The sequence below is a fragment of the Leclercia sp. LSNIH3 genome, assembly GCF_002935105.1.
GTDB lineage: Bacteria > Pseudomonadota > Gammaproteobacteria > Enterobacterales > Enterobacteriaceae > Enterobacter > Enterobacter adecarboxylatus.
In genome coordinates, this window is record NZ_CP026387.1 from 2,037,265 (window position 1) to 2,062,803 (window position 25,539).

The 25,539-nt window shown below is 54.7% G+C and carries 22 protein-coding genes and 1 tRNA gene; 10 read left to right on the forward strand and 13 right to left on the reverse strand.

The window, feature by feature from the left end; translation table 11 throughout:
* Positions 1 to 193: 193 nt before the first annotated feature.
* Together groL and C3F35_RS09895 are read right to left on the reverse strand one after the other, a co-directional pair.
* Positions 194 to 1,840 carry a chaperonin GroEL gene (groL, locus tag C3F35_RS09890; RefSeq protein WP_032616152.1) on the reverse strand — a complete coding sequence of 549 codons (1,647 nt, stop codon included), beginning with the start codon at positions 1,838 to 1,840 and terminating at the stop codon, positions 194 to 196.
* A gap of 44 nt (positions 1,841 to 1,884) precedes the next feature.
* Complete coding sequence (locus C3F35_RS09895) at positions 1,885 to 2,178, reverse strand: co-chaperone GroES (protein WP_032616151.1); 294 nt, start codon at positions 2,176 to 2,178, stop codon at positions 1,885 to 1,887.
* Positions 2,179 to 2,355: 177 nt separating this feature from the next.
* Between C3F35_RS09895 and yjeH the strand changes: the two genes are divergently transcribed.
* Complete coding sequence (gene yjeH, locus C3F35_RS09900) at positions 2,356 to 3,594, forward strand: L-methionine/branched-chain amino acid transporter (RefSeq protein ID WP_032616150.1); 1,239 nt, start codon at positions 2,356 to 2,358, stop codon at positions 3,592 to 3,594.
* A gap of 78 nt (positions 3,595 to 3,672) precedes the next feature.
* Here the strand turns inward: yjeH and C3F35_RS09905 are convergent, their stop codons facing one another.
* A complete protein-coding gene (locus tag C3F35_RS09905) occupies positions 3,673 to 4,143 on the reverse strand; it encodes an FxsA family protein (protein WP_032616149.1) in 471 nt (156 codons plus the stop codon).
* Positions 4,144 to 4,478: 335 nt separating this feature from the next.
* Here C3F35_RS09905 and aspA point away from each other — a divergent pair, with 335 nt between their 5' ends.
* The 5 genes from aspA (at position 4,479) to C3F35_RS09935 (ending at position 10,076) form a co-directional block, all read left to right on the forward strand.
* Positions 4,479 to 5,915: an aspartate ammonia-lyase gene (gene aspA, locus C3F35_RS09915; RefSeq protein WP_032616148.1), complete on the forward strand. Its 1,437-nt coding sequence runs from the start codon at positions 4,479 to 4,481 to the stop codon at positions 5,913 to 5,915.
* 114 nt (positions 5,916 to 6,029) lie between these two features.
* Complete coding sequence (locus C3F35_RS09920) at positions 6,030 to 7,331, forward strand: anaerobic C4-dicarboxylate transporter (RefSeq protein WP_103793113.1); 1,302 nt, start codon at positions 6,030 to 6,032, stop codon at positions 7,329 to 7,331.
* Positions 7,332 to 7,444: 113 nt separating this feature from the next.
* A complete protein-coding gene (cutA, locus tag C3F35_RS09925) occupies positions 7,445 to 7,768 on the forward strand; it encodes a divalent cation tolerance protein CutA (protein ID WP_032616146.1) in 324 nt (107 codons plus the stop codon).
* Positions 7,744 to 9,453: a protein-disulfide reductase DsbD gene (locus C3F35_RS09930; RefSeq protein WP_103793112.1), complete on the forward strand. Its 1,710-nt coding sequence runs from the start codon at positions 7,744 to 7,746 to the stop codon at positions 9,451 to 9,453. The genes cutA and C3F35_RS09930 overlap by 25 nt, the downstream gene beginning before the upstream one ends.
* 47 nt (positions 9,454 to 9,500) lie before the next feature.
* Positions 9,501 to 10,076: a transcriptional regulator gene (locus C3F35_RS09935; protein WP_032616144.1), complete on the forward strand. Its 576-nt coding sequence runs from the start codon at positions 9,501 to 9,503 to the stop codon at positions 10,074 to 10,076.
* On the opposite strand, the gene C3F35_RS09940 is transcribed toward C3F35_RS09935, so the two are convergent.
* Together C3F35_RS09940 and C3F35_RS09945 are read right to left on the reverse strand one after the other, a co-directional pair.
* Positions 10,073 to 10,663, reverse strand: coding sequence for a LysE family translocator (locus C3F35_RS09940; RefSeq protein ID WP_032616143.1), 591 nt, complete (start codon positions 10,661 to 10,663; stop codon positions 10,073 to 10,075). The two genes, C3F35_RS09935 and C3F35_RS09940, sit on opposite strands and share 4 nt — an antisense overlap.
* Positions 10,664 to 10,699: 36 nt before the next feature.
* Entirely contained in the window at positions 10,700 to 11,542 is an 843-nt protein-coding gene (locus C3F35_RS09945; protein ID WP_059309155.1) for an AraC family transcriptional regulator, read from the reverse strand.
* Between the two features lie 172 nt (positions 11,543 to 11,714).
* On the opposite strand from C3F35_RS09945, the gene C3F35_RS09950 reads away from it, so the two are divergent.
* Both C3F35_RS09950 and C3F35_RS09955 read left to right on the forward strand, forming a co-directional pair.
* A tRNA-Phe gene (locus C3F35_RS09950) sits at positions 11,715 to 11,790 on the forward strand.
* A gap of 164 nt (positions 11,791 to 11,954) precedes the next feature.
* The gene (locus C3F35_RS09955) at positions 11,955 to 12,626 is read left to right on the forward strand and encodes a hypothetical protein (RefSeq protein ID WP_103793111.1); all 672 of its coding nucleotides are present in this window, start codon (positions 11,955 to 11,957) and stop codon (positions 12,624 to 12,626) included.
* 567 nt (positions 12,627 to 13,193) lie between these two features.
* Here the strand turns inward: C3F35_RS09955 and C3F35_RS09965 are convergent.
* Positions 13,194 to 14,618, reverse strand: coding sequence for a DUF4832 domain-containing protein (locus tag C3F35_RS09965; RefSeq protein ID WP_103793109.1), 1,425 nt, complete (start codon positions 14,616 to 14,618; stop codon positions 13,194 to 13,196).
* 382 nt (positions 14,619 to 15,000) lie between these two features.
* Here C3F35_RS09965 and C3F35_RS09970 point away from each other — a divergent pair, with 382 nt between their 5' ends.
* Together C3F35_RS09970 and galE are read left to right on the forward strand one after the other, a co-directional pair.
* On the forward strand, positions 15,001 to 15,975 hold the full coding sequence (locus tag C3F35_RS09970) for a glucosamine inositolphosphorylceramide transferase family protein (protein WP_225321532.1): 975 nt from the start codon (positions 15,001 to 15,003) through the stop codon (positions 15,973 to 15,975).
* 73 nt (positions 15,976 to 16,048) lie between these two features.
* Positions 16,049 to 17,065, forward strand: a complete 1,017-nt coding sequence (gene galE / locus C3F35_RS09975) for a UDP-glucose 4-epimerase GalE (RefSeq protein WP_077226961.1) — start codon at positions 16,049 to 16,051, stop codon at positions 17,063 to 17,065.
* A gap of 43 nt (positions 17,066 to 17,108) precedes the next feature.
* Here galE and C3F35_RS09980 read toward each other — a convergent pair whose 3' ends face one another.
* Genes C3F35_RS09980 through C3F35_RS10010 form a run of 7 tightly spaced genes read right to left on the reverse strand, consistent with a single transcriptional unit; the run spans position 17,109 to position 25,537 of the window.
* On the reverse strand, positions 17,109 to 17,516 hold the full coding sequence (locus tag C3F35_RS09980; protein ID WP_077226960.1) for a hypothetical protein: 408 nt from the start codon (positions 17,514 to 17,516) through the stop codon (positions 17,109 to 17,111).
* Between the two features lie 2 nt (positions 17,517 to 17,518).
* Positions 17,519 to 18,631, reverse strand: a complete 1,113-nt coding sequence (locus C3F35_RS09985; protein WP_032616132.1) for a glycosyltransferase family 4 protein — start codon at positions 18,629 to 18,631, stop codon at positions 17,519 to 17,521.
* A 1-nt stretch (position 18,632) separates the two neighbouring features.
* The gene (locus C3F35_RS09990; protein WP_103793108.1) at positions 18,633 to 19,844 is read right to left on the reverse strand and encodes a glycosyltransferase family 4 protein; all 1,212 of its coding nucleotides are present in this window, start codon (positions 19,842 to 19,844) and stop codon (positions 18,633 to 18,635) included.
* Complete coding sequence (locus tag C3F35_RS09995; RefSeq protein ID WP_098946280.1) at positions 19,844 to 20,842, reverse strand: glycosyltransferase; 999 nt, start codon at positions 20,840 to 20,842, stop codon at positions 19,844 to 19,846. The genes C3F35_RS09990 and C3F35_RS09995 overlap by 1 nt, the downstream gene beginning before the upstream one ends.
* Complete coding sequence (locus C3F35_RS10000; RefSeq protein WP_032616125.1) at positions 20,839 to 22,215, reverse strand: hypothetical protein; 1,377 nt, start codon at positions 22,213 to 22,215, stop codon at positions 20,839 to 20,841. Before C3F35_RS10000 ends, C3F35_RS09995 begins: the two co-directional genes overlap by 4 nt.
* Positions 22,212 to 23,423 carry a lipopolysaccharide biosynthesis protein gene (locus C3F35_RS10005; protein WP_103793107.1) on the reverse strand — a complete coding sequence of 404 codons (1,212 nt, stop codon included), beginning with the start codon at positions 23,421 to 23,423 and terminating at the stop codon, positions 22,212 to 22,214. The genes C3F35_RS10000 and C3F35_RS10005 overlap by 4 nt, the downstream gene beginning before the upstream one ends.
* On the reverse strand, positions 23,420 to 25,537 hold the full coding sequence (locus C3F35_RS10010; RefSeq protein WP_032616120.1) for a GumC family protein: 2,118 nt from the start codon (positions 25,535 to 25,537) through the stop codon (positions 23,420 to 23,422). Before C3F35_RS10010 ends, C3F35_RS10005 begins: the two co-directional genes overlap by 4 nt.
* Between the last annotated feature and the right edge of the window lie 2 nt (positions 25,538 to 25,539).

The following is a 25,539-nucleotide window of genomic DNA, read 5'->3' on the forward strand; positions in this document are numbered from 1 at the left end:
TTATACTAAAAAGATGACCAAAAGAAAAACCCCCGGTCATTTCTGACCGGGGGTTTCTTCATTTCTGCGAGGTATACGCCCAAATCATTCTGGTTGCAGGAAGGCGGCAAGTTTCTGAATCCCCAGTAAGTAACTGGGGTTCGCGAACGTAGCCAACGCATCTACAGCCTGAAATATGCAGGGCGTAGGGCAATTACATCATGCCGCCCATTCCACCCATGCCGCCCATACCGCCAGCAGCACCTAAATCAGGCGCGTCGCTTTTTGGCAGGTCGGTCACCATGCATTCGGTGGTGATCATCAGACCCGCAACAGAGGCCGCGTACTGCAGAGCAGAACGGGTCACTTTGGTTGGGTCCAGGATACCGAAGTCGATCATGTTGCCGTATTCTTCAGTCGCTGCGTTGTAACCGTAGTTACCTTCGCCCGCTTTCACCATGTTCGCTACAACAGACGGCTCTTCACCGGCATTGGAAACGATCTGACGCAGTGGTGCTTCCATTGCGCGCAGCGCAACTTTAATACCCACGTTCTGGTCTTCGTTCTGAGCGGTCAGGCCAGCCAGTTTCGCTGCAACGCGAACCAGAGCAACACCACCACCAGCAACCACGCCTTCTTCTACCGCAGCACGGGTCGCGTGCAGGGCATCGTCAACGCGAGCTTTCTTCTCTTTCATTTCAACTTCGGTAGCTGCACCGACTTTGATTACCGCAACGCCGCCAGCCAGTTTCGCTACGCGTTCCTGCAGTTTTTCGCGATCGTAATCAGAGGTGGCTTCTTCGATCTGCTTACGGATCTGAGTCACACGGCCCTGGATGGCATCTTCTTCACCCACGCCATCGATGATGGTGGTGGTGTCTTTGTTGATAACAACGCGTTTCGCCTGGCCCAGATCTTCCAGAGTGGCTTTTTCCAGCTCCATACCGATCTCTTCAGAGATCACGGTACCGCCAGTCAGAGTTGCGATATCCTGCAGCATGGCTTTACGACGATCGCCGAAGCCAGGTGCTTTAACCGCAGCCACTTTCACGATGCCACGCATGGTGTTAACCACCAGGGTTGCCAGCGCTTCGCCTTCAACGTCTTCAGCGATGATAACCAGCGGTTTGCCTGCTTTCGCAACGGCTTCCAGAACTGGCAGCATTTCGCGGATGTTGGAGATCTTCTTATCAGCCAGCAGGATGAACGGGCTTTCCAGTTCTACTGCGCCAGTTTCCGGCTTGTTGATGAAGTATGGGGACAGGTAGCCGCGGTCGAACTGCATACCTTCAACCACGTCCAGTTCGTCTTCCAGACCGGTACCGTCTTCAACGGTGATCACGCCTTCTTTACCGACTTTATCCATCGCTTCAGCGATCAGTTTACCTACGGTTTCGTCGGAGTTAGCGGAGATGGTACCAACCTGAGCAATAGCTTTAGAGTCAGAGCACGGTACGGACAGCGCTTTCAGCTCTTCAACAGCAGCAACGACAGCTTTGTCGATACCACGTTTCAGATCCATCGGGTTCATACCCGCAGCAACGGCTTTCAGGCCTTCAGTGATGATTGCCTGCGCCAGTACAGTTGCAGTGGTGGTGCCGTCGCCTGCAGCGTCGTTCGCTTTAGAGGCAACTTCTTTCACCATCTGAGCACCCATGTTTTCGAACTTGTCTTCCAGCTCGATTTCACGCGCAACGGACACACCGTCTTTGGTGATGGTCGGCGCGCCGAAGGATTTGTCCAGAACCACGTTACGGCCTTTTGGACCCAGGGTTACTTTAACTGCATCTGCCAGTACGTTTACGCCGCGCAGCATTTTCACACGAGCGTCGTTACCGAATTTTACGTCTTTAGCTGCCATTTTAATCTTTCCCTTAAATTCGTATGTTCAGTGTCGTTCGCGGATTACGCTTCAACAATTGCCAGAATGTCGCTTTCGGACATGATCAACACTTCTTCATTGTCGATCTTCTCGGACTTCACACCGTAGCCATCGTTGAAAATAACGATGTCACCAACTTTAACGTCCAGAGGCTGCACATTTCCGTTTTCCAGAATGCGACCCTTACCGACAGCGATGATTTCGCCACGAGTTGATTTCGCTGCTGCAGAACCGGTCAGAACGATGCCGCCAGCAGATTTAGTTTCAACTTCTTTACGTTTGACGATCACACGATCATGTAACGGACGAATACTCATTGATAGCTCTCCTTTGAGAAAGTCATTATCAGTTATGGGTGACGCCGGGCCGTAAGCGGTTTTCCGGCTAGTGCCCAGAGAGATGGGGATGGGGTTTTACCCCTTCAAGGGGTAGTCGAAAAAAAATTTGCGAAAGTGTTACCATCGCCTCTCTTTTGATGGCGGCAGGACAACGGAATGAGTGGACTCAAACAGGAGCTGGGACTCGCACAGGGTGTAGGCTTACTTTCAACGTCATTACTGGGTACGGGGGTGTTTGCCGTACCGGCGCTGGCTGCCCTGGTCGCAGGTGATAACAGTCTGTGGGCATGGCCAGTGTTAATCGTGCTGGTGTTTCCGGTGGCGATTGTCTTTGCCATTCTCGGGCGACACTTTCCCAGTGCCGGCGGGGTGGCGCATTTTGTCGGGATGGCGTTTGGCCCACGCCTGGAGCGCGTGACCGGCTGGTTATTCCTCTCCGTGATCCCCGTAGGCTTACCGGCTGCCTTGCATATCGCGACAGGCTTTGGTCAGGCACTGTTTGGCTGGCATGACGCGCAACTGCTGCTGGCCGAATTGGGTACCCTGGCGATTGTCTGGTGGGTCGGTTCACGGGGCGCAAGCTCGAGTGCCAACCTCCAGACGCTGGTTGCGGTGCTGATTGTGGCGCTGATCGCCGCCATCTGGTGGGCCGGGGAAATTAACGTTAGTGCTATCCCCTTCCCTGCCGTGACTGATATCGACCATTCACAGCTTTTCGCCGCCCTTTCCGTAATGTTCTGGTGCTTTGTCGGCCTGGAAGCTTTCGCCCACTTAGCCTCGGAATTCAAACAGCCAGAACGCGATTTCCCACGGGCGTTGATGATTGGCTTGCTGCTGGCGGGCACGGTCTACTGGGCCTGTACGGTCCTGGTCCTTCATTTCACCGCCTATGGTGCCGATATGGCCGCGGCGGCCTCGCTGCCAGCCATTGTAGTGCAGCTGTTTGGTGTGAAGGCTTTGTGGATCGCCTGCGTCATTGGCTATCTCGCCTGCTTCGCCAGCCTGAATATCTACATCCAGAGTTTTGCCCGGCTGGTATGGTCCCAGGCGCTGTATAAGCCGGACAGCCGTTTGTCGCGTCTGTCGAAACGCCAGTTGCCGCTCAACGCGCTGAACGCCGTGCTGGGCTGCTGCGTGTTGAGCACGCTGGCGATCTACTGGCTGGACATCAACCTCGACGCGCTTATCGTCTATGCCAACGGCATATTCATCATGATCTATCTGCTGTGCATGCTGGCGGGTTGCCGCCTGCTGAAAGGCCGCTATAAGGCGCTGGCGGTGATCGGTGGGGTGCTGTGCTTACTGCTGCTGGCGATGGTGGGATGGAAGAGTCTGTACGCCATTGTGATGCTGGCGGGGCTGTGGTGGTTCTTGCCGAAGCGGAGTGCAGTGTAAGCGCCGGATGGCGCTTCGCTTACCTGGCCTACAAAACCGTAGGCCCATTGTACGCGCAGCGCCGCCGGGCAAAATATCTTAACGGTCGTCTTTATGATCCAGACGGTCGCGCTGGTCATCTTTGCGCTGGAATTCCCCGTCAAACGTCTCGCCGTTACCTGGGCCGGTGCTAAATCCGCCGCCCGGCATCCGGTTAAAACGCAGGTGCGGCATCAGCTTCAGCGTCAGCAACTTTTGCACTGGCGGGAAGAGCAGCAACAGGCCGAGGAAATCGGTGAAGAAGCCGGGAATAATCAGCAGGATACCGCCAATAATCAGCGACACGCTTTTGATCATCTCCGCCGCCGGGCTTTCGCCTGCGGCCATCTTCTGCTGCATTAACAGGAAATTTTTGAAACCCTGATTACGCACCAGCGACATACCAATGACCGACGTGAAAATCACCAGGATTAACGTCAGCAGGACGCCAAGCACATGGGCGACCTGAATAAAAATAGATATCTCTATGTAAACATAAAGGAAAATGGCAACTAACGGTATCCAGCGCAATGGCTTCTCCTGTGTGGCAGACGCCTTAAGGCCCCTGTCGGTATCAATTTGCGATTCGCGTCTGTCTGAAATGGAGGCGTTTAGTCAAAATTCAATCGGTTTGCACGGATATTTTTTTTGGAAATATTGAAGCGGTGACTCATTTCACATATTGATAAATATCATGTTACGGGGTCGATAATAAGTGATCCAGGTTACGGCATTTCGCTATCATCAGCATATCATTCCGGGTATCTGGTCGATTCAGGGGATAATCGTCGGTCAGAAAATAGACATAACCACAGATGTACTGTGTGTTTAGTACAATCAATCGGCAGCTTGAAAAGAAGGTTCACATGTTAAACAACATTCGTATCGAAGAAGATTTGTTGGGTACCAGGGAAGTTCCAGCGGATGCCTACTATGGTGTTCACACTCTGAGAGCGATTGAAAACTTCTACATCAGCAACAGCAAAATCAGCGACATCCCTGAGTTTGTGCGTGGCATGGTGATGGTGAAGAAAGCGGCAGCCATGGCGAACAAAGAGCTGCAAACCATTCCGAAAAACATTGCCAATACCATCATTGCCGCCTGCGATGAAGTGCTGAACAATGGCAAGTGCATGGATCAATTCCCGGTCGACGTCTATCAGGGCGGCGCGGGGACATCGGTGAACATGAACACCAACGAGGTACTGGCAAACATCGGTCTTGAGCTGATGGGCCACCAGAAAGGTGAGTACCAGTACCTGAACCCGAACGATCACGTCAATAAATGCCAGTCCACCAACGACGCCTACCCGACCGGTTTCCGTATCGCCGTTTACGCCTCCGTGGTGAAGCTGGTTGATGCCATTAACCAACTGGGTGAAGGTTTCCAGAATAAAGCCGTCGAATTCCAGGACATCCTGAAAATGGGCCGCACCCAGCTGCAGGACGCGGTGCCAATGACCCTCGGCCAGGAGTTCCACGCATTTAACGTGCTGCTGAATGAAGAGACCCGCAACCTGATGCGCACCTCTGAACTGCTGCTGGAAGTGAACCTTGGGGCTACGGCCATCGGTACACGCCTGAATACCCCGGATGGCTATCAGCAGCTGGCAGTGCAGAAGCTGGCCGAAGTTTCCAACCTGGCGGTTGTGCCAGCGGAAGACCTGATCGAAGCCACTTCCGACTGCGGTGCTTACGTCATGGTGCACAGCGCCCTGAAACGTCTGGCAGTGAAGCTCTCCAAAATCTGTAACGACCTGCGCCTGCTCTCTTCAGGCCCGCGTGCAGGTCTGAACGAAATCAATCTGCCAGAACTGCAGGCAGGCTCGTCCATCATGCCAGCCAAAGTGAACCCGGTGGTGCCAGAGGTGGTTAACCAGGTGTGCTTCAAAGTCATCGGGAACGACATTACTGTCACCATGGCCTCGGAAGCGGGCCAGCTGCAGCTGAACGTGATGGAGCCAGTGATTGGCCAGGCGATGTTTGAGTCGATTCACATTCTGACCAACGCCTGCTACAACCTGCTGGAGAAATGCATCAACGGCATCACGGCGAACAAAGCGGTGTGTGAAAGCTACGTCTATAACTCCATCGGTATCGTCACCTACCTCAACCCGTTCATCGGTCACCACAACGGCGACATCGTTGGTAAGATCTGTGCCGAAACCGGTAAGAGCGTACGAGAGGTCGTACTTGAGCGTGGCTTGCTGACAGAAGCTGAGCTGGATGATATCTTCTCCGCACAAAACTTAATGCACCCGGCCTATAAAGCAAAAAGATATACGGATGAAAGTGAACAATAACAGTTCAGGTTAATCTTCATGAAGGCACGTCACTTGACGTGCCTTTTTTGTTTTTAGGCTTTACCAAAACACAACAATTCAATATCAACTTGTTAATAAGCAAGGTAGGCACTCATGTTTGGAGCAGAACTCGTCGTCGTCCTGTTGGCGATCTATTTAGGGGCAAGGCTCGGGGGGATCGGCATCGGTTTCGCCGGCGGTCTTGGCGTACTTGTCCTTACTCTCATTTTTCAAATTAAACCCGGCGCTATTCCGTTCGACGTTATTGAAATCATTATGGCGGTTATCGCCGCTATCGCCGCCATGCAGGTTGCCGGGGGGATGGACTACCTGGTGAGCCTGGCGGAGCGTATGCTGCGCCGCCACCCGAAATACATTACCTTCCTCGCCCCGCTGGTAACCTGGTTTATGACGATTCTGGCCGGTACTGGCCATACCGCGTTCTCCACCCTGCCGGTCATTACCGAAGTGGCGAAAGAGCAGGGCATCCGTCCTTCTCGTCCACTCTCCATTGCCGTTGTCGCGTCACAGATTGCTATCACCGCGTCTCCTATCTCTGCGGCGGTGGTGTTCTTTGCCGGGATCCTCGAGCCGCTGGGCGTAAGCTACCTGACGCTGCTGGCAATCTGTATTCCGGTCACCCTGATTGCGGTAATGATCACCGCGGTGTTCTGTAACTTCCTCGGTGCCGAGCTGAAAGACGATCCGGTCTATCAGGAGCGTCTGGCAAAAGGTGAAGTGAAGCTGCGCGGCAGCCAGGCCTTTGTCCTGAAGCCACACGCTAAACGCTCCGTGCTGCTGTTCCTGATCGGGATCATCGCGGTGATGTTCTACGCGACCGCCATCAGCGATACCGTGGGGCTGATTCAGAACCCGGTTCTGCCACGTAACGAAGCGATCGTGGTGTTCATGCTGACCATCGCCACGCTGATTAGCATCACCTGTAAAATCGACACCAGCGAAGTACTCAACGCCAGCACCTTCAAATCCGGTATGAGCGCCTGTGTGTGCGTACTGGGTGTGGCCTGGCTGGGTGATACCTTCGTGAAAGCCCATATCACCGATATCCAGACCGTTGCGGGCGATCTGCTGCATAACTACCCGTGGTTGCTGGCGGTGGTGCTGTTCTTTGCTGCGACCCTGCTCTACTCCCAGGCGGCGACCACTAAGGCGCTGATGCCTGCGGCACTGATGCTGGGCGTCTCTCCGCTGACGGCGATTGCCTCTTTTGCGGCCGTTTCCGCGCTGTTTGTTCTGCCAACTTATCCAACGCTGCTGGCCGCGGTCGAGATGGATGATACCGGCTCTACCCGTATCGGTAAGTACGTGTTTAACCACGCCTTCCTGACCCCGGGCGTGATTGCCATTACCCTGTGTGTCGTGCTCGGCTTCATCATCGGCGGCATTGTGCTGTAAACCGCTTTCGGTTGTAAAAAGAGTTAAAGTCGGGCCGCTTAGCGGCCCGATTCATTAATGAGCAGCGGCCGGTCGTGATATAGTAATTTTTTTCGCGATACCGAGGTCGACTTGTGAATACGCCCGACACTGTTGTTGTTCTGTGTACCGCTCCCGATGAAGCTACCGCCCAGGATCTTGCCGCCAAAGTGCTGGCAGATAAGCTTGCAGCCTGCGTGACCATCCTCCCCGGCGCCACCTCCCTTTACTACTGGGAAGGCAAGCTGGAACAGGAGTACGAAGTGCAGATGCTCCTCAAATCCAGCGTGACCCATCAGCAAGCACTCCTCGACTGCCTCAAATCGCATCATCCTTACCAGACCCCGGAACTGCTGGTGCTGCCAGTGCTCCACGGTGATAACGACTATCTCTCATGGCTCAACGCTTCCTTACGCTGATCCTGCTGCTGTGCAGCACATCAGTTTTTGCCGGGTTATTTGACGCGCCCGGCCGCTCGAATTTCACGCCTGCCGACCAGGCTTTTGTCTTCGATTTTCAGCAAAACCAACATGACCTGAATCTCAACTGGCAGGTAAAAGAGGGTTACTACCTCTATCGCAAGCAGATCAGCATTACGCCCGCTCAGGCGCAGGTAGGTCCACTCCAGCTGCCCGCCGGGGTAGCGCACGAAGACGAATTTTACGGCAAAAGTGAAATCTACCGGGGCCAGCTGTCTGTGCCTGTTGCCGTCGCGCAGGCCGATAAAGGCGCTACGCTGACGGTGACTTATCAAGGCTGTGCCGATGCCGGTCTCTGCTACCCGCCCGAAACCAAAGTAATTCCCCTCAGTGAAGTGAAAGCAGCCGCCCAACCTGCTGTTGCCCCTCCCCCCTCAGAAGAGAGGACCGGGGCGAAGGACGAAAGCGGCACTGCGCTGCCCTTCTCCGCGCTCTGGGCGCTGTTAATTGGCATCGGTATCGCCTTTACGCCGTGCGTATTGCCCATGTATCCGCTGATTTCGGGCATCGTTCTCGGCGGTAAACAGCGGCTCTCCACAGGCCGTGCGCTGCTGCTGGCTTTTATCTACGTTCAGGGGATGGCGCTCACCTATACCGCGCTCGGTCTGGTCGTCGCGGCAGCCGGATTACAGTTTCAGGCGGCGCTCCAGCATCCCTGGGTGCTGATCGGGCTGTCGGCGGTCTTTATCCTGCTGGCGCTGTCGATGTTTGGCCTGTTCAGCCTGCAACTGCCCTCCTCCCTGCAAACCCGTTTAACGCTGATGAGCAACCGCCAGCAGGGTGGATCTGTCGGCGGGGTATTTGCAATGGGAGCTATTGCCGGGCTGATCTGCTCGCCCTGCACCACCGCCCCGCTCAGCGCGATCCTGCTGTATATCGCTCAGAGCGGCAATATGTGGCTCGGCGGCGGCACGCTGTATCTCTATGCCCTCGGGATGGGTCTGCCGCTGATCCTGGTCACGGTGTTTGGCAACCGCCTGCTGCCGAAGAGCGGCCCGTGGATGGAGACGGTAAAAACCGCCTTTGGTTTTGTCATTCTGGCCCTGCCGGTGTTCCTGCTGGAGCGCGTGGTCGGTGATGTCTGGGGCCTGCGGCTGTGGGCCATGCTGGGCGTCGCCTTCTTTAGCTGGGCCTTTATCAGCAGTCTGAACGCCCGCACGCCATGGATCCGCCTGGTGCAGATCCTGCTGCTGGCTGCCGCGCTGGTCAGCGTGCGTCCGTTGCAGGACTGGGCCTTTAGTGCGCCTACTGCGCAAAGCCAGGCGCACCTGAACTTCACGCCTGTCGACAATGTCGACGCATTACACCGCGCGCTGGCACAGGCAGAGGGAAAACCGGTGATGCTCGACCTCTACGCCGACTGGTGCGTCGCCTGCAAAGAGTTTGAAAAATACACCTTTAGCGATCCACAGGTGCAAAATGCCCTGAAAGAGACCGTCCTGCTGCAGGCTAACGTCACGGCGAACAGCCCGCAGGATAAGGCCCTGCTTAAGGAGCTTAACGTGCTCGGCCTGCCGACTATCTTGTTTTTCAACGCACAAGGTGAAGAGCAGCCCGCACAGCGGGTAACGGGTTTTATGGATGCCGCCGCGTTCAGTGCGCATTTGCGCGATCGCCAACCGTAAACGACACTTCAAATGGGAAAGTACGAAAGTAAACGGAGGAGAAAACCGTGCAACGTGAAGATGTTCTGGGTGCAACCCTGCAATTACTTGAAATTCAAGGGATAGCCAGCACCTCGCTGGAAATGGTTGCCGAACGTATTAATTATCCTCTGGATGAACTACGTCGTTTCTGGCCCGATAAAGAGGCGCTACTGTACGATTCCCTGCGTTATCTCAGCCAGCAGGTGGATACCTGGCGCAGACAGTTGATGCTCAACACCGAGCTTTCGGCAGAGCAAAAATTACTGGCGCGCTACTCTGCGCTGACCGAATGCGTGCGTAACCATCGCTATCCGGGCTGCCTGTTTATTGCCGCCTGTACCTTTTACCCGGATCCGGGCCACCCGATCCACCAGCTTGCCGATCAGCAAAAACGCGCCTCGCATGACTTTACGCATGAACTGCTGACCACGCTGGAAGTGGACGATCCGGCGATGGTGGCAAAGCAGATGGATCTGATTATTGAAGGCTGCCTAAGCCGGATGCTGGTGAACCGCAGCCAGGCCGATGTCGATACCGCCCAGCGGCTGGCGGAAGATATTCTGCACTTTGCGCAGTGTCGCAAAGGTGGAGCGCTGACTTAAGCCAGCATTCCCGCCCAGGCAGAGATGAACAGACACAGCGCCATCAGGCGCTGAAAACGCACCATCGCCGCAGCGGTCCGAAACACTTTGTTTACCGCCTGTCCCAGCCATGCCCAGCACAGCAGACAGGCCACGGAGATTAGCAGAAACCAGAGCGCCATCAGCGCGATATCCCGCAATGCACCCTCTCCCGCAGGGGCAAACAGGCTGACCACCGCCAGCGCCATCATCCAGGTTTTAGGGTTAATGACCTGCAGTAACGCCGCCGCCCGCGCGGTGAAGCGGGTATGCGTGTCGCGGGAGACGTTTGCCGCTGGCGCACAAAAGAGCTGCCAGCTCATCCAGCTTAACCACAGTACCCCGGCCCAGCTCATCACCTGACGCACCAGCGGATACTGATGCAGCATCTCACCCGCTCCGGCCCCGGAAATCAGCACAATGGCACTGGCTGCCACGCAGGCACTCAATAGCGCCGGCAGGGTTGCTCTGACCCCGAAATGCTGGCTGTTGGTCAGTACAAGGATGTTGGTTGGCCCTGGCGTTATCGAGGCGACAAAAGCAAATAACAGAAACGGCATTAGATTCACAGGTGACTCCTTATTATAAGAGTCCTGACAGTGCCGCTATTTTCTGGAAACGTCTGGAAGGTTTGTGCACAACCGACGGTAGTGGGCAGGCGTGATACGGTAAGCCCGCTGGAACCAGCGGCCCAGATGGCTTTGATCGGCAAACCCCAGCGCCGCCGCCACATCGACGGGCTGATCCCCACGCGCCAGAAACTGCCGCGCTTTGGCCAGACGCAGTTGAATGAGCCAGGCATGCGGCGCCAGGTGGAACTCTCGCTTAAAGCAGCGGGTGAGCGTGAAGCGATCGGTGCCGGTTTCCCGGGCCAGATCGGACAGGCCGATATTGTCGCCCAGATGGGCATAGAGATAGTCCCGCGCCCGATGCGCCACCGCTGCGCTCTGCAACTGTGACGGTAATTTTTTACGCCAGTGGCTATGGGACGTGAGCTGCGCCAGCAGATTATCCATCGTGCTCTGCTGCACGATCTTCATCTCGTCATTGTGCAGCGCCGCAAAGGTATTGCCGATGGTGTGCGCCAGCTGCGGCTCGCGGGTCAGGATTTGCGAGAAATGCAGAGAATAACTGCCGGGTGTGGCCTCATAAAGGCCATGCAGAGTGTTGAGGAGCCAGCGCTCGTCGAGGTAGAACGTCACATAGGTGAAACCGCCCGCGACGGGTGCGTCACCGTCATGGATCTCACCCGGCTCAAGCAGGAACGCATCCCCCGGATGGCTAAGATAGCGCTTACGGCGGCAATGGAATTGCTGCGTGCCGCTGAGGGTGATCCCCACCAGATAGCTGTCGTGCCAGTGCGGATCGTAGGCGTGCCCTTCAAAGTGCGCCTTGATGGTTTCAATTCCTGTATCCGCATGCTGTCGCAGCTCAAGCCAGTCGTTCACTGTCGCGCCCCCTTTTTCGCTTTCAGCATTGCCCCGGTTCACCTTTATGTCTGGAAGATTTGTGCAAAATCGACGCGCAAACCGACAGATTGCCGCAAACTTAAGCAGTTGAACAGCTTTTCCAGAAATAAGGTTGACGCCCGTACGTGATTGCGGTTTAATGCGCCCCGTTGCCCGGATAGCTCAGTCGGTAGAGCAGGGGATTGAAAATCCCCGTGTCCTTGGTTCGATTCCGAGTCCGGGCACCACTATTCTAAAGAACCCGCCCAAAAGGCGGGTTTTTGCTTTTGGAGAACCGGACTCTCCATCGCACTACATTCCCTATTCCCCCCATCAAAAGCTTCCAACGTTAAACCCTTTCAGGTAGCCTGACCGGCTGGATTTCTCCCAGCGAACATTCGCAGAGATCCTCATGGGCCAGAAACATACGCCATTCACGTCTCTTTCGCGTCGAAAGCGTCGGGCTAAAGCCTTACGAGTCAAAAATCTTATCTATCGTGAACGTGACAGGCTGGGCGGCATCTTCTTTGACGAATGCGACCAGGATGTCGCACTCGCCAGCGGCCAGTGGACCTGGAGCGATATTCTCTTTCTCAGTCACGATCCCGCTCTTTTCTGGAACGCAGAGATCGTCACAGCCAATGTGGCTTTTGCCGATGCCGTAGAAGACATCGCTTTCAATGAGGCCCTGTCGGAGTTAGATGCCGCTGAAAAAGATGACTTAATGCACGTGGATTTCATTCCTGACGCCAGTAGCCAGGGCAAGACATGGCTGCGTAAACCCCAACGACACTACCCACAGTTTGACGGCTTAACTTTTCATGATTTCGTCGATAAACGGGCGCTGGAAATCGCGCGGGATAATCCGCCAGCCATTTACTGCGGTTACCGCATCTTGCCGGGATACGCTTTCGGGGTGGGTTTGCAGATGGTCGTTGACGCTGACAGGTTAAACCGGGCGGTGATTGAAACTGCCATTGCAGACTTTCGTGCTCGCGGAGAACGTCACTGGATGTCTGACGTGCCGGCACATGTCTGTTATTCAGGCCACCCTGTCTGCACATCCCTGAAAATAAAAGAATAAGCCTGCAAGGCCCCCCTTCTGGCTACGGGTAACAGCAGCCCAAACATCCGGCGGTTACGAAAAGATACCGTGCAATAGCTCTTGCTGAATGTGTGGGCACCAGCGCCGCAGGTATGCAGAAGAGACGCACACGACGAAGAAACATGTAAGGAGGACATATGAGGTAACTATTCATAACCAGGTACCTGAAATGTCTGTATTTAACACAAGAAAAGATCGTGAACGGAACGGGAAACCAAAACCCCATTGCCACGTTGGCTACCCCGGTTTTGAAGGCAAGATGATGCACCACCGCAATCGCACCGCGGGATGCTGGCCTGACTGGAATGCCCGTCATTGCCCTTCCGCCCGGACACGTATGTTTATAACCCGGCCGCGTCGGGCAAAGGAGTCCGCGGCTATTGCGCGGATCATGAAGGGAGCCGATCCCGATGGCGTTTTGTTCCCTCTTCCTCGTAAACCTTATATCTATTATTACTGAGCATAGCCCCCCTCCTGCGGGGGCTTTTTATCAGAACCGCGCCACCGCACCGGGATGGAAAGACACCAGCCGGGTCAGCCTGCCCTTCAATTAATCATCACCGACGACAGCCGATACCAGCCATCGCTCAGCTTCCCCTCGTTAGCCAGCTGGATACGCGCCTTGTTATTTCTGTCCACCATCGCCACGTCCAGCAGATAGTGCCCTGACGCCAGGTTACGTGGGGTTGCAAGCGGGTATGCCGAGCTATGCTTGCCCGGTAGCCACTGGCGGATATCATCCCCGGCGCTGCCCTGTGCGACGGTATTCCCGCGCGCGTCCTGTAAACGCCAGGCGAGGGTATAGCGCAGATAAATGGGTGCCACCCCATCGTTGGACCATTCGCTGTTGAGCGTAACAGCCTGCCCCGCATGGACGCTCGGCGGATGGGTCAGCGACACGACCCGGAAACGGTAACCGATTTTTGTCAGCGCGTTGTCGAGGATATCGCGATACGCCTGCGGCACCTCGGTGGATTTCAGGTTCAGGGTGCTGGCATGCTGCGCCAGGGCCCAGTCAAAGGTGGCCTGCACCTCTTCCCGGGAATACTTCTGCTCGCTCAGCCACTCCGCCATGTGGCCGCAAATCTCCAGGCTGACGGGGGCTTTTTTCCATGCCTGGTCGAACCCCGGCCAGGCCGTCTCTGCCGCCGTGAGGCGCTCCGGGTAATCATTGCGCATATGGCTCCAGTTGGGGCTAAAGTTGCGCCAGTCGCCCCAGCAGTCAGCACGCCAGCCCGCCCCTCTCTTCACCGCATAGGCCACGGAATCATAGCCGTTGAGCAGCATGATTTTAGGGGTGTCAGGGAAGGCACTGAAGTGCATATCGACATAGCGGTTGAGCAGTTCAGGGGGATAGCGTTCCTGCAACGGCGGCAGGCTCGGGAAATTGCTGTTATGCCACTCTCCCCACGCGCCGACCATCCCAATGTCGATAAAAGCCAGCTCCGGGTTGTTGTTGTAACGCGCGCCAAACGCCTGGAGAAGACGCTGGGCGTAGGCCAGATAGATGGGATCATCCAGATCTGGCACAAAGGTCTTATGATCCGGCGTCCAGGTGCCTTTGATCCCTTTATTGATCAGCCATTGCGGGATCTCTGAACCCGACTCTGGCCCATCGAGGATCATAAACCGCAGTCCGACATTCATTGCTGGCTGCTGCGCAGCCGCAGCGGCAAACCCTTCATCCACCAGCGCAAAGTTGTATTGCCCTTCCTGCGGTTCCACTTCGGTCCAGTAATAGCGACGATACTCAAGGCCCGTTGTCGGGTATTGCGCGATGCTTAAGTCCTGATTGTGAAAACGGGCCACGCCAGTGCCCGGGTTGGTCAACAGCCCGCTCATGGCCGGAGGATTCACCCTTTGCAGCGGTTGCGTACTTTCCGCTTTCGCCCATACCGGCGAGAACGCGAGCGCCCCGGCGACCAGTAGCAGCAGTCGATTTTTTTTGTATCGCAACTCCCCTAAGCGCATTAAATACCCCTTACACCCACGCCCTGTAATAACGTCGCAGCTGCCAAGCCCGCGCTGAAGATGACTTCATTGTATTTCATGCGATATATCCCGAACTCACCCATTTCTATTATTTCCTTATATAAGGATTGGACATAGGGTTGTTATACGCAGGAATAATCCCTTCTAACGCGCTAATTATGCATTTTTTATGACAACACTCCTGCGCCCTGACCATGGCCCGAACCTGAAGTAAATTTTAATGCTGATACAGACTCTTTGCAAAGTAATGTAAATGCTCTGGAAATAGTGAATGTCTGGATTATCTTGTGATGCCTCTGAACACCTGGACAGCCGCTCATTTCTGGAATGATTAATATTTCCTAATGAGAAGCATGGTAAAATGTTTAATAAAAATAACAGGATAATCAAAAAGCTGTTTTTCCATGAGTCCTGGGACATCATGGTCATTAACAGCAATGGCCAGCACGTTTTCCCGGATAATACGCTGGATATCCTCACAAACAGTAAAGCACAGCAGCTTCATAAAAAATATATCTTCCAGGCCGATCCCTTTATTATTGATAAAGACGATCGGCTGTATGTTTTTTATGAAGCGTTTTCCTTTCTTAACTCGAAGGGGGTGCTGCGCTGCCGTATCCTCAATAAAGCACTCGAAGAGATCGAGGACCTGAAGCTGGAAGGATTTGATGATTTAAAATGTCATCTCTCTTTCCCCTTCCTGTTCCAGCTCGACGGTAAACTGTTCATGATCCCCGAGTCGTCAGAACGCAAAGAGGTGATTCTGTTCCAGTCCGTCGATTTCCCCGCGCGCTGGGAAAAGGTCAAGGTGCTGGTCTCCGACATGGCCGTCACGGATAACGTGGTCTTTGAGTTGAATGGCGTCAGTTACCTGGTCTCAACCACCATGGATAACGAGCTGGTTATTCATACTTCAGAGGGCATTCTGGGCGACTGGAAGCGGATCTCCCCAAACCTGGATGTCTGCAACGTGCATTTCCGCGGGGCCGGAAAGCCATACTCAATCAACAACAAAACCTACATTTTCACTCAGGAAAGCAATCCTGATGTGTACGGGAAATCCATTTTTATTAAAGAATTGACCAGCTTAACCCCGCATAACTATGAAGAGAAACTGGTAGGGAAAATAAGCGCGTCGATTAATAACAGCGACGGTATTCACACGTTAAATTTTACCGACAACTATATTGTCTATGATACCAAGCACCTGACATTCAGCCTGCTCTCTACGCTTAAAAAGCTGGCGTATAAAATTATGGTTAATCACCGTAAACGGCTGTTTAACAAAGTGACAATCCAGGAAAGTCGCACTACGCTAACCAGAGCGACAAAATAAAACACTGCAAAAGCGCATCTCTGTTCCGGCACATTTTTGTGCCGGCAGTTGCTGGCTTTTTGGGGGATTTATTATGGCAATTCTGGTCACGGGTGGAGCAGGCTATATTGGTTCACATACGGTGTTAGCATTACTGGAAAGAGGCGAAGAGGTGGTCGTCATCGATAACCTTTCCAATGCCTCGCAGGAGTCATTAATCCGGGTCGCAGAATTAACGGGTAAAAAGCCGGTGGTCTGTATCGCGGATATTCTGGATCGCGATGCGTTAAAAACGCTTTTCAGGCAACATAACATTACCGACGTTATCCATTTCGCTGGACTTAAATCCGTCTCAGATTCCATTGCACGTCCCCTCGCCTATTATGAAAATAATGTCGTCGGGACCATGGTGCTGTTGGATGAAATGCAGCGTGCGGGCGTACACAGTCTTATTTTCAGCTCATCGGCCACGGTGTACGGCAATCCCGAATCGGTTCCTTTAAGCGAACAGTCGCGAACCGGCGGCACCACCAACCCGTATGGAACGTCGAAGCTGATGGTGGAGCATATTTTACGGGATTACTCCGTTGCCGAGCCGCACTTCAGGATCACCTGCCTGCGCTATTTTAATCCCGTTGGCGCACACCCTTCCGGGCGTCTGGGAGAAGATCCGAACGGTATCCCGAATAATCTTGTGCCCTATATCTCTCAGGTCGCTATCGGCAAGCTGCCATGTCTGACCGTCTTTGGGGATGACTATCCGACGCCGGACGGCACCGGCGTGCGCGACTATATTCACGTGATGGATCTCGCCCATGGTCACCTGGCCGCACTGGATCATAAAGCCGATGGCGAGGCGTTTAAGGCCATCAATCTCGGGACCGGGGTGGGCTATTCGGTGATTGATCTGATTAAGGCTTTTGAAAAAGCTGCCCAGACCAAAATCAATTACCGGGTGGTCGGCAGACGTTCCGGCGACGTGGCAGAGTGCTGGTCAGATTCTTCGCTCGCACGTCAGCATCTGGGATGGCAGGCCACGCGCAACCTGGAGGAGATGATGCGCGATGCCTGGAACTGGCAGAAGAACAATCCCGGCGGCTACAGCGCCTGAGACAGGGCAAGGCAAACAGGTGCCCGCATCCGGCACCCGTTAGCTACTGGTATTTCAGGTTGAGCCACCAGTCCCAAATCCCGACGTGAAAGTGCTGGAAGATGTCTATTCCCAGCGCGGATTTGATCATATACAGCGTCAGCAGCACGCAACACAGCAAGAACAGCGTGGCGAACAGGATAAGAAAGGTCACCACGATCCGCGACAGCTTCGACTCCGGGCGCGAGCGGGCGCGCAGATCCCGCCCCAGTAAGAACACCATATAGAGGCGTTTGCCGAAGAAAGGAAAACTTTTACGGATGTCGATCCGGTGCCGCGTTGCCAGGGTAATCGAGACAATCGCGTTCTCGATCTCCTCTTTTTGCTCCGGGGTCAGTTGGGCACTCACGTCCTTATCAAGAACTTCATAAAAACGATCGATAACAATCGGGTGTCTGGTGTTACTGGTCAAATTTAACCTATTGTTTTATCTAATCTATGGTAAATGGACACGGTTTTTCTGGCGATTTCATCCCAGTTGTAACGCTGCAAAAAATCACCGTAATCAATCCGGGGCGCGTTCGCCCAACGGGTCATTTTATCGGCCAAATCAGCGACATTACCCAGCTTAAAACTGGTCTCAGCCGGTAAGCCGACCTCAAGGTTCGGCAAAATATCGCTCACCACCACCGGGAGGGAAAATGACATCGCCTCCAGCAGCGCAATGGGCAATCCCTCATGGTAAGAGGGCATCACAAACAGCGAGGCCTGCGAGAAAACGACCTGCAGCGCCTCACCTTTTAAAAAGCCGGTCATGACAACGCCCGGCGTCTTAAACGCAAGCTGCTTCAGGTGGATGCTGTACTCCGTGTCATGATCCGCATCCCCGACCAACACCAGCGGCAGGGTCAGGCCCGATTGCTGGTAAGCGGCGATGGCATCATGCATCCCCTTCTCTTCCACGAATCGCCCGACCATCACGATATAGCGCCTGGGCTGTAACTCATAACGTCCGAGGATCCTGTCGATCGTCTCGTCAGCCAGTGGCTCCGGCACGTTAACACCGTTATAGACCAGATGCGCGTCGTAGCGATGGTATTTCTGCTGGATCAACTGGTTGATCACCTCAGAAATCACAATCACTTCGTGGGCATACTTCACCGCCATTTTCTCGCCGAGCATCAGAATTTTTTTCGCCATCTGGCCCCACTTCTGGCGCTCGTAGTCCGGCCCATGGTGGGTAAAGACCACACGTTTGCCCATCAGGCGTAACAACGGCACCACCAGGCCAGGTCCGATGGCGTGAACATGCACAATATCGGATCGGTCAACAAATGTCCTCAACGCAGCAATAACAGAATGCACGATGGCTTCGAAACTGCGTTTTTTGGGCGCCCAGATCGCCAGCGTCTCGACATTTTTATAGCTCGAGCGGCGATAAGGCACATAAGGTGACCGGGCAATCACGCAAATCTCCACGTCATATTGCTGCCGGATAGCCGGGTACAAATTCTGACAATGGGTTTCAACGCCGCCTAACACATCGGGGATCCCGCGCGTACCCAATACTGTGATTTTTTTTGGCATATTATGGCCTGGCGAGCAGCTCGCGATAGAGCGACAGCAACGTGTCCATGTGCTTGCGCAGTGAGTATTTCTGGCACAGCCGTACCCGGCCTTTCAGCCCCATCTCATGGGCCTGCGCCGGGTTTTCCGCCATCACGTCCAGCGCATCGGCCAGATCCTGAGCGTTGCCAGGTTCAAACAGCAATCCTTCCACACCGTGACGTATCTGCTCCGGGATCCCGCCAATGCGTGCTCCCACCACTGCCCGGGCGAAGGACATCGCCTCCAGCACCGCCATGGAGCAGTTTTCATAACACTCTGACGGCAGCACCACGGCCCGGGCATTTTGGATTAGCGCATCCAGCGCCGGGCCTTGTTGCACATAGCCGAGGAACTCTGCGTTGGGATAGTCCACCACCATCTCGTCATACAGCGGCCCGTGGCCGACAATTTTTAAGGGGATGTTATTGCGCATTAACTGATGCGCCCGGGCCAGGGTCGGAACCCCTTTCTCCCGGCTCAGTCGCCCGACGTACAGCAGATAACCTTGATCCGTGCCGGCTTCCGGGGTGTGGCTGTCGTCGATACCGTTCACAATCACATCGATGCGGGAGTCCGGCAGCGAGCGTTTCAGCTCGTTACGCAGAAACTCGCTCGGCGAGACAATCACGTCCAGCGCCTGATAATTTTGCGCGATGTACTGCCAGGTCGCCTCCAGCGACAGCAGCAGGCTCTTCGCCGCCGAGCCTTCCTGACAACGATAGCGAAACGCATTAAACACGCTGCCCGTAACGCACGCATCGCACACTTTGCCGTCGCGCAGCATCGAATACGAAGGGCACATAATCTTATAGTCGTGGGCGGTCAGGACGGTTTTGCAGCCGAAATCCCGGGCGACCTTGATCAGGGCCGGCGTCAGCTGGTGATAGATATTGTGGAAATGGACGATCTCCGGGCGCGTCTGCTCCATCAGCGCCCGCATTTTTTTACAGGCCTCCCGGTTGTGAATAAAGTTGATAGCGGTCTTCGCCCCCGCCAGCAGGCCTCCCCCGTTGTGGTAATCAACATTGCTGACGAAGTGTTCGGCATACGCCGAGGGGAAGTTCTTCTCATGCTGCATGGAGAAATCGATCACCTCCACACCGGCCTCTTTCAGCATGTTGCGTTCCTGAAAATAGACCGTCTCCGCTCCTCCCTTGATAAAGAAGAACTTATTCACCAGTAAGACTTTCATTACTCTACCTGTTCATGAATAACTTTATTGTCCGGCGGGATCCGGGGATCGCGCTGCGGGCGGAAAAGGCCTTTTATCAGCCCGGCAGAGAGCACGGCGAGGTTAATCACGCTGTTCAAGCCGTTTTTTAACGAGCGGTTGCGAATGGTTTTTAGCAGGATAAAGGCCAGCAGCGGCAACAGCGCAATATCAATCAGGCTGACGTCGAAGGTGAAAAAGGCAATCACCACGATGAGGATGTAACTCGCAAAGATCACTTCGTTTTTCACCATCATCAGCGCATCGCGGAACCAGGGTTTACCCCATGCACTGCGCAGCAGCTCGCCGGGAGCCTGATGGAAGCCGCTCTTCCAGCGATAGCGCAGCATTCTGAAGGTCGGCATCGTATAAGAGGTATGCCGGAAATAGGGCACGTTCAGGCGATGCAGTTTATAGCCCGCGGCCAGCAGACGAATACCTAACTCCGCCTCTTCATAGGCGTGCAGGCTGCGGTTGGTCAGATAGCCGATATCGGCGATGGCCGACAGACGGTACAGACCGCCGCCGCCCAGATGGTCGCTGTCGCCCAGCGGGTAGATTTTATTAATGCGCTGCTTGCGGGAGGTGAATTCGTAGTTTGAGGCGTCGTCCATCTCCACCGTACCGGCCACGCCAGCGTACGTTGGGTTGTTCTGCAAAAACGTCACCGCATGATCGATAAAACCTGGCTCCAGCTCCATATCGCCATCCATCAGCAGGATGAACTCCCCTTCGCTGTGAAGGTAGCCCAGCTGATGTCCAACACCGCAGCAGCGGTCTGTCGGCTCGGTTAACGACACCACCATCACCCCTTTATCGCTGGCCAGTTGCTGGGTGTTATCTGTTGAGAGACTGTCGGCCACAATAATCTTATGCGGATACTCACCGATCTGGCGGCGAATACTGTCGATGGTTTTCTCAATACATTCGGCTTCGTTAAAGGTTTTGATACTTACGGTAATAAACGGTTTGTACATCAATAAAGCCCCGTATAACGGCGTACGGTCCGGCGAATAATCAAACTGGAACCTAACGACATGTAAAACAACAACTGCAACATCGGCGTAATCATCAGTATCTGGCTGTAGGGCAGGCTGAGCAGACAGGCGATGGCGAAGACGTTAAACGCCGGGGCAAAGCTCAGCAGCTGCACGTCCGGCTTATCAAGCTGCTCAACCGACAGCAGCGGCTGAGGCCGGACCGCCTTCAGGATGTAGATAAACAAGCCCACAAACAGCAACGTCCCCACAATGCCCACTTCCCATAACAACATACTCAGGGACGTACTATCGAGATACAGGTTGTAGTATTGATGCAGAAAGCCCGGAGAGACGGAGCTGCCGCTGTTGGTGGCGTTCAGACCGTAGCCGAACAGCGTTCCCGGTAGCCCGGACAGATCGTTATGCTGTGCCCAGAACAGCAGAGAGGTAAATCGTCCCACCTCCCCGCCAGGCGTAATAAAATCGGGATCGAAGATGTAGCTCATGGAGTCGAGGAAGACCACAAAGGGGTTCTCCGCCGTGTCCACGCCATAGGCCGAGGTGTAAGTATAGGCCAGCGCGACGACTGCCAGCACGATCAGCAGCGCCATGCCGAGCAGAATAGAGAGCAGCACGGCCAGGTTAACTTTACTCGCCTCTTTGACCCAAGAGGGGGTCAGCCACACCCAGCCCAGCAGCAGGGGCGATAGCAGGATCACGAATTTGACTTCGCCAATGATGCACATCACAAACCCCAGCACGATATGCAGCGCCATGGATTTGAAGCTGGTCAGCCCATGCTTATATTCCGAGACTTTCAGCAGCATGATCAGCAGACAAAACAGCCCCATGGCGGCTGTATTGCCGCCGCCCATAGGATCGCCGCCAAAGGTCCCCACCACGGAGTCCCATTTTTCCGCCTCGCCGCGAAGCGCTACGCGCTCCGGCAGAACAAAAATCAGCTGGTAAATCGCCACCGGGAACTGAATGTAAAAGACCCAGTACAGCGCCCGGGTCACCTGATAGATCTGCGATTCCCGACAGAACCCCAGCAGCAGGCAGAGCATCACCAGCGACAGTCCAATTTCGTTCTTGAACCCGATAAGGGTAATCAGCGCCCCGCCCTGGAAGAGGGTCGAAATACCGGACAGCACGATAAAGGCGCCATACAGCGTCAGGATAATCGTCTCCTGGGCATCCATCCGCACGGGTTCATCGCGGCTCTGCAGCACCAGAAAACCGGCCATGATCAGCGTCATGACAAAGGGCAGCCACAGCACCGCCAGCTCCCCCGTGAAATACTGCACCAGCCCGCAGAAGATCAGGGTCAGCAGTGCGAGGCTTTGTAAATAATGTCCGGTATTAAGATTCATGATGTCACTGACCCGTTTTTCAGAATGTCGGCGCGCTTGTTTACCTTCAGGTAGATAAAGGCGTAGCGGATAAACGTCAGAATCGAAAATAATATGATGGATGTCGCGTAGTCATTGTAGAAATAGGGCACAACGACAAAAGCGATCACCACGATCGCCAGTTGCTCAAGCTGGATCCGCAGGAAATAGCGGTGCGAGCCGAAGATCAGCTCTATGACCGTCAGCGGACAGACCGCCAGCGCCGGGAACAGGTACGGCAACATGTAGCGCGAGGTTGGCACGGAGGCGATCCACTCCTCGCTGAAACCCAGATTCATCACAATCGGGTAGAAGATAAACACGCCCAGCGTGCAGATCACACCCAGCACCAGCAGCAGCAGACGGACCTTTGTGTACTCTTCGTAATTGAAGACGTTGTTTCTGAAATCAATCGACCATTTCGAGAAAATGGTATTGCGCACCGCATTGCCGACAATCACCACCGGGGCCAGACAGAAGCGGCTGACCACCGAAAAGTAACCCGCCGTTAAGGCCGAGAACCAGAAGTTGATCAGCATAATCGGAAGATTGTTGTTCGCCATCGCCAGCACTTCGGCACTGCCCACCTTCGTGACGTGATGAATATTTTTTTTCAGAAACGCCAGATTACTGGAGAGCCGCAGGTGATGCAGGGTGATGGAGCGAATATCAAAGGCCCGCACAATGCAGGCGCTGGTCAGCGCCATCATCAGGATCGCCCACATCCAGTAAAACGCCATCACCTCGCGGGTGAGGAGGACCGACACCACCACCACGACCGAGACGGAAATGCGCTGCACCACCAGAAAACGGAAGTTTGCCGTGCGCAGCGACAGGTTTTCTGCCACCAGCACCCAGGTATTCGAGAGCGTAAGCAGATAAAGAAACAGCATATTCTGATGAAACAACCAGCCCGTCAGCACGGCATAGGGAACAGCAATCGTCAGGCTTTGCAGGAGACAAAACACCACGTTCTGCGCCAGCTCGTCATCCTGCTGCCGGGGAATCAACAGCTGCGAGGCAAAGGTACACACCTGTGCCCCGATCAGGGCGATACTGTAGTTGAGCGCGTAAAGCCCCACTTCGCCAAGATCGTACTTATGCGAAATGAGCCAGATCGACAGGGCGCCAATCAGTTGTGAAATAACTGATGAGCCCGCGATCGTGGAGGCGCTCCTGAGTAAACTCATGCCCGGCCTGTGTTATTCATCAGTTCATGGGTATGGTAATTAAGTGAACGCAGCCCCTCTTTGCTCTCCAGATTTTTATCCACTACCTGATTCAGCACTCCGCCAATGACCACGCAGCGATCGCTGGCCACTTTATCAACGGCTTGTGCAAGGGTATCGGCACGGTTCTGGCCCGCTTTCAGAACGAAGAGCAGCCCGTCCGTCACCTGGCTCACCAGTTGCACCTCCTGGCTCTGGTTAACCGCGGCCGCATCAATGATGATGCGCTGATAACGGCTACGCAGCGTATCGAGCAGCGGTTTCAGGCGTTCAGGCGACAGCAGCAGCAGCGCGGAGACCGGGGTATTACCGCGCGGCAAGAAGTCGAGCTTATCGTTAACCTTCACCAGGACCGTGTCAGTGTCGCCCTCACCGCGTAGCACTTCTGCCACGCCCGGTGCTTTCGGGGAGGCCAGCTCGCCCGACAGTCCGTCGTTGTTGAAGAAGTCCATATCGATAAGCAGGGTTTTCTGATCGAAGCTAAAAGAGTTCGCCAGCAGGTTGGCCAGCAGTGACCGCCCCTCGCCCGCTTCCGCCGACGTCACGGCGATGACCTGCAACGGATGGCTGTTCAGCATGATCTGCGTGCGTATGCTATGAATGATGTCGGCATTCAGCGGATCGCTGGTCATCAGGTCGCGGATTTTGCCCCGTCCTCCCACGCCTTTGAAACGGCGGATTTCACCCAGCGGCATGAGGTTAAGCCGTTTCTGCATCTGGCTGAGGGTATTCACTGACCGATCCGTCGCGGCTTTCACCATGATGTACATCACGTAGAAGAGCATCACCAGCAGCACGATCATCAGCATCAGCAGCGGTTTGTTCGGCTTCACTGGACGCGCGGCGGGCACGGCCGGATCGTAGATCTCCGCGTCGGCATCGGTATAGGTGCCCGGCAGCGTCAGCTCCTGCGTACGCTGGTAGATCACCTTGTACATCTCTTCCGTTTTATCCAGCGCCAGCTTCAGCTCGTTGTAGCCATCACGCTTCATCGACAGCCTCTGGAAGTTCGCTCTCTGTTCATCCAGCTGCTTCTGGTAATTTTTTTCATCCGCCAGCGCCGCTTCATAGTTCTGGCGTAATCCGGCCTGCTGTTCTCGCAGCGTCATCGCCGTTTGCGCCTGGATTGCGCTGATACGCGCCCGCGCCTGGATCACTTTGTCGTGCTGTGGCCCGTACGTTTTCTCCAGTTGAGAAAGCTCGCTGTTTGCCTGGATCAACGCAATGCGTAAATCCTGGATCTGGGCATGATTTGAAATCGACGGCAGCGAGATGACGTTACCGCTACCGGAACGCACTTCGTTATAGAGAGATTCCGCGGCTACCCGGCGTTCGGTGGCATTCGCCAGCCGGTTAGTGACAATACCCATCTGTTCGGTTTCAAAACCGTCAACGCCACGGAAGGTCAGTAACCCCGCTTTTGCCAGATAGTTATCCAGCGCCGTTTTTTGCTGGATCATCTGCTCCTTGAGCAACGCCAGCTTGTGCTGGGTATCTTCGCTGGCCTGCCGCGTTTTCTCTTGCTTCAGCCCTAAGCTGTAACTGATAAAGGATTCGGCCACCCCGTTAGCAATGTCTGCCGACAGCTGCGGCGAGGTTGACTCATACGAGACGGTGGCCAGATGGGTCGTGCGCACGCTGTTAATGGTGAGGTTTTTGTTCAGCGTCTTCAGCGCATTTTCGATCCGCTGCTGCTCGTTCTCTTTCCCCGCTGCGCCGTCGTCGTTACCGTTGAACGCTGGATTTTGGTCCAGCTTCATGGTGCGAACCGCCTGCTCCAGCACAACGCGCGACTGCATCAGCGCGTTTTGGGTTTCGTAATAACCGTTACGGGTTGAGTCGTACCCCTCTACCTTCTGGAAAGGGGTCACATTATCGGGCTGGGCTTTGAGCAGGACCGTGGCAGTAGAGACATATTTTGACGGCATTAAACTCATTAGTGGCCAGGCAATCGCCCCGGCAATGATGCCGGAGAGAAGGATTTTCCAGGAGTTCTTTTTAATTTCACTGGCAAATCTGGAGATATCGATAGCGCTTTCTCGTTTTTTGCCATTTTCCACTATTGATAGTTTCATGG

What these genes read in the sequence shown, in the direction of transcription:
- C3F35_RS09985 (WP_032616132.1), bottom strand. Translation starts at nt 18,631, where the DNA reads ATGCCAAAAAAAATCACAGTATTGGGTACGCGCGGGATCCCCGATGTG.
- C3F35_RS09970 (WP_225321532.1), top strand. Translation starts at nt 15,001, where the DNA reads ATGTTTAATAAAAATAACAGGATAATCAAAAAGCTGTTTTTCCATGAG.
- C3F35_RS09895 (WP_032616151.1), bottom strand. Translation starts at nt 2,178, where the DNA reads ATGAGTATTCGTCCGTTACATGATCGTGTGATCGTCAAACGTAAAGAA.
- C3F35_RS10000 (WP_032616125.1), bottom strand. Translation starts at nt 22,215, where the DNA reads ATGAATCTTAATACCGGACATTATTTACAAAGCCTCGCACTGCTGACC.
- C3F35_RS09990 (WP_103793108.1), bottom strand. Translation starts at nt 19,844, where the DNA reads ATGAAAGTCTTACTGGTGAATAAGTTCTTCTTTATCAAGGGAGGAGCG.
- groL (WP_032616152.1), bottom strand. Translation starts at nt 1,840, where the DNA reads ATGGCAGCTAAAGACGTAAAATTCGGTAACGACGCTCGTGTGAAAATG.
- C3F35_RS10005 (WP_103793107.1), bottom strand. Translation starts at nt 23,423, where the DNA reads ATGAGTTTACTCAGGAGCGCCTCCACGATCGCGGGCTCATCAGTTATT.
- C3F35_RS09955 (WP_103793111.1), top strand. Translation starts at nt 11,955, where the DNA reads ATGGGCCAGAAACATACGCCATTCACGTCTCTTTCGCGTCGAAAGCGT.
- galE (WP_077226961.1), top strand. Translation starts at nt 16,049, where the DNA reads ATGGCAATTCTGGTCACGGGTGGAGCAGGCTATATTGGTTCACATACG.
- C3F35_RS09965 (WP_103793109.1), bottom strand. Translation starts at nt 14,618, where the DNA reads ATGCGCTTAGGGGAGTTGCGATACAAAAAAAATCGACTGCTGCTACTG.
- yjeH (WP_032616150.1), top strand. Translation starts at nt 2,356, where the DNA reads ATGAGTGGACTCAAACAGGAGCTGGGACTCGCACAGGGTGTAGGCTTA.
- aspA (WP_032616148.1), top strand. Translation starts at nt 4,479, where the DNA reads ATGTTAAACAACATTCGTATCGAAGAAGATTTGTTGGGTACCAGGGAA.
- C3F35_RS09920 (WP_103793113.1), top strand. Translation starts at nt 6,030, where the DNA reads ATGTTTGGAGCAGAACTCGTCGTCGTCCTGTTGGCGATCTATTTAGGG.
- C3F35_RS09930 (WP_103793112.1), top strand. Translation starts at nt 7,744, where the DNA reads ATGGCTCAACGCTTCCTTACGCTGATCCTGCTGCTGTGCAGCACATCA.
- C3F35_RS10010 (WP_032616120.1), bottom strand. Translation starts at nt 25,537, where the DNA reads ATGAAACTATCAATAGTGGAAAATGGCAAAAAACGAGAAAGCGCTATC.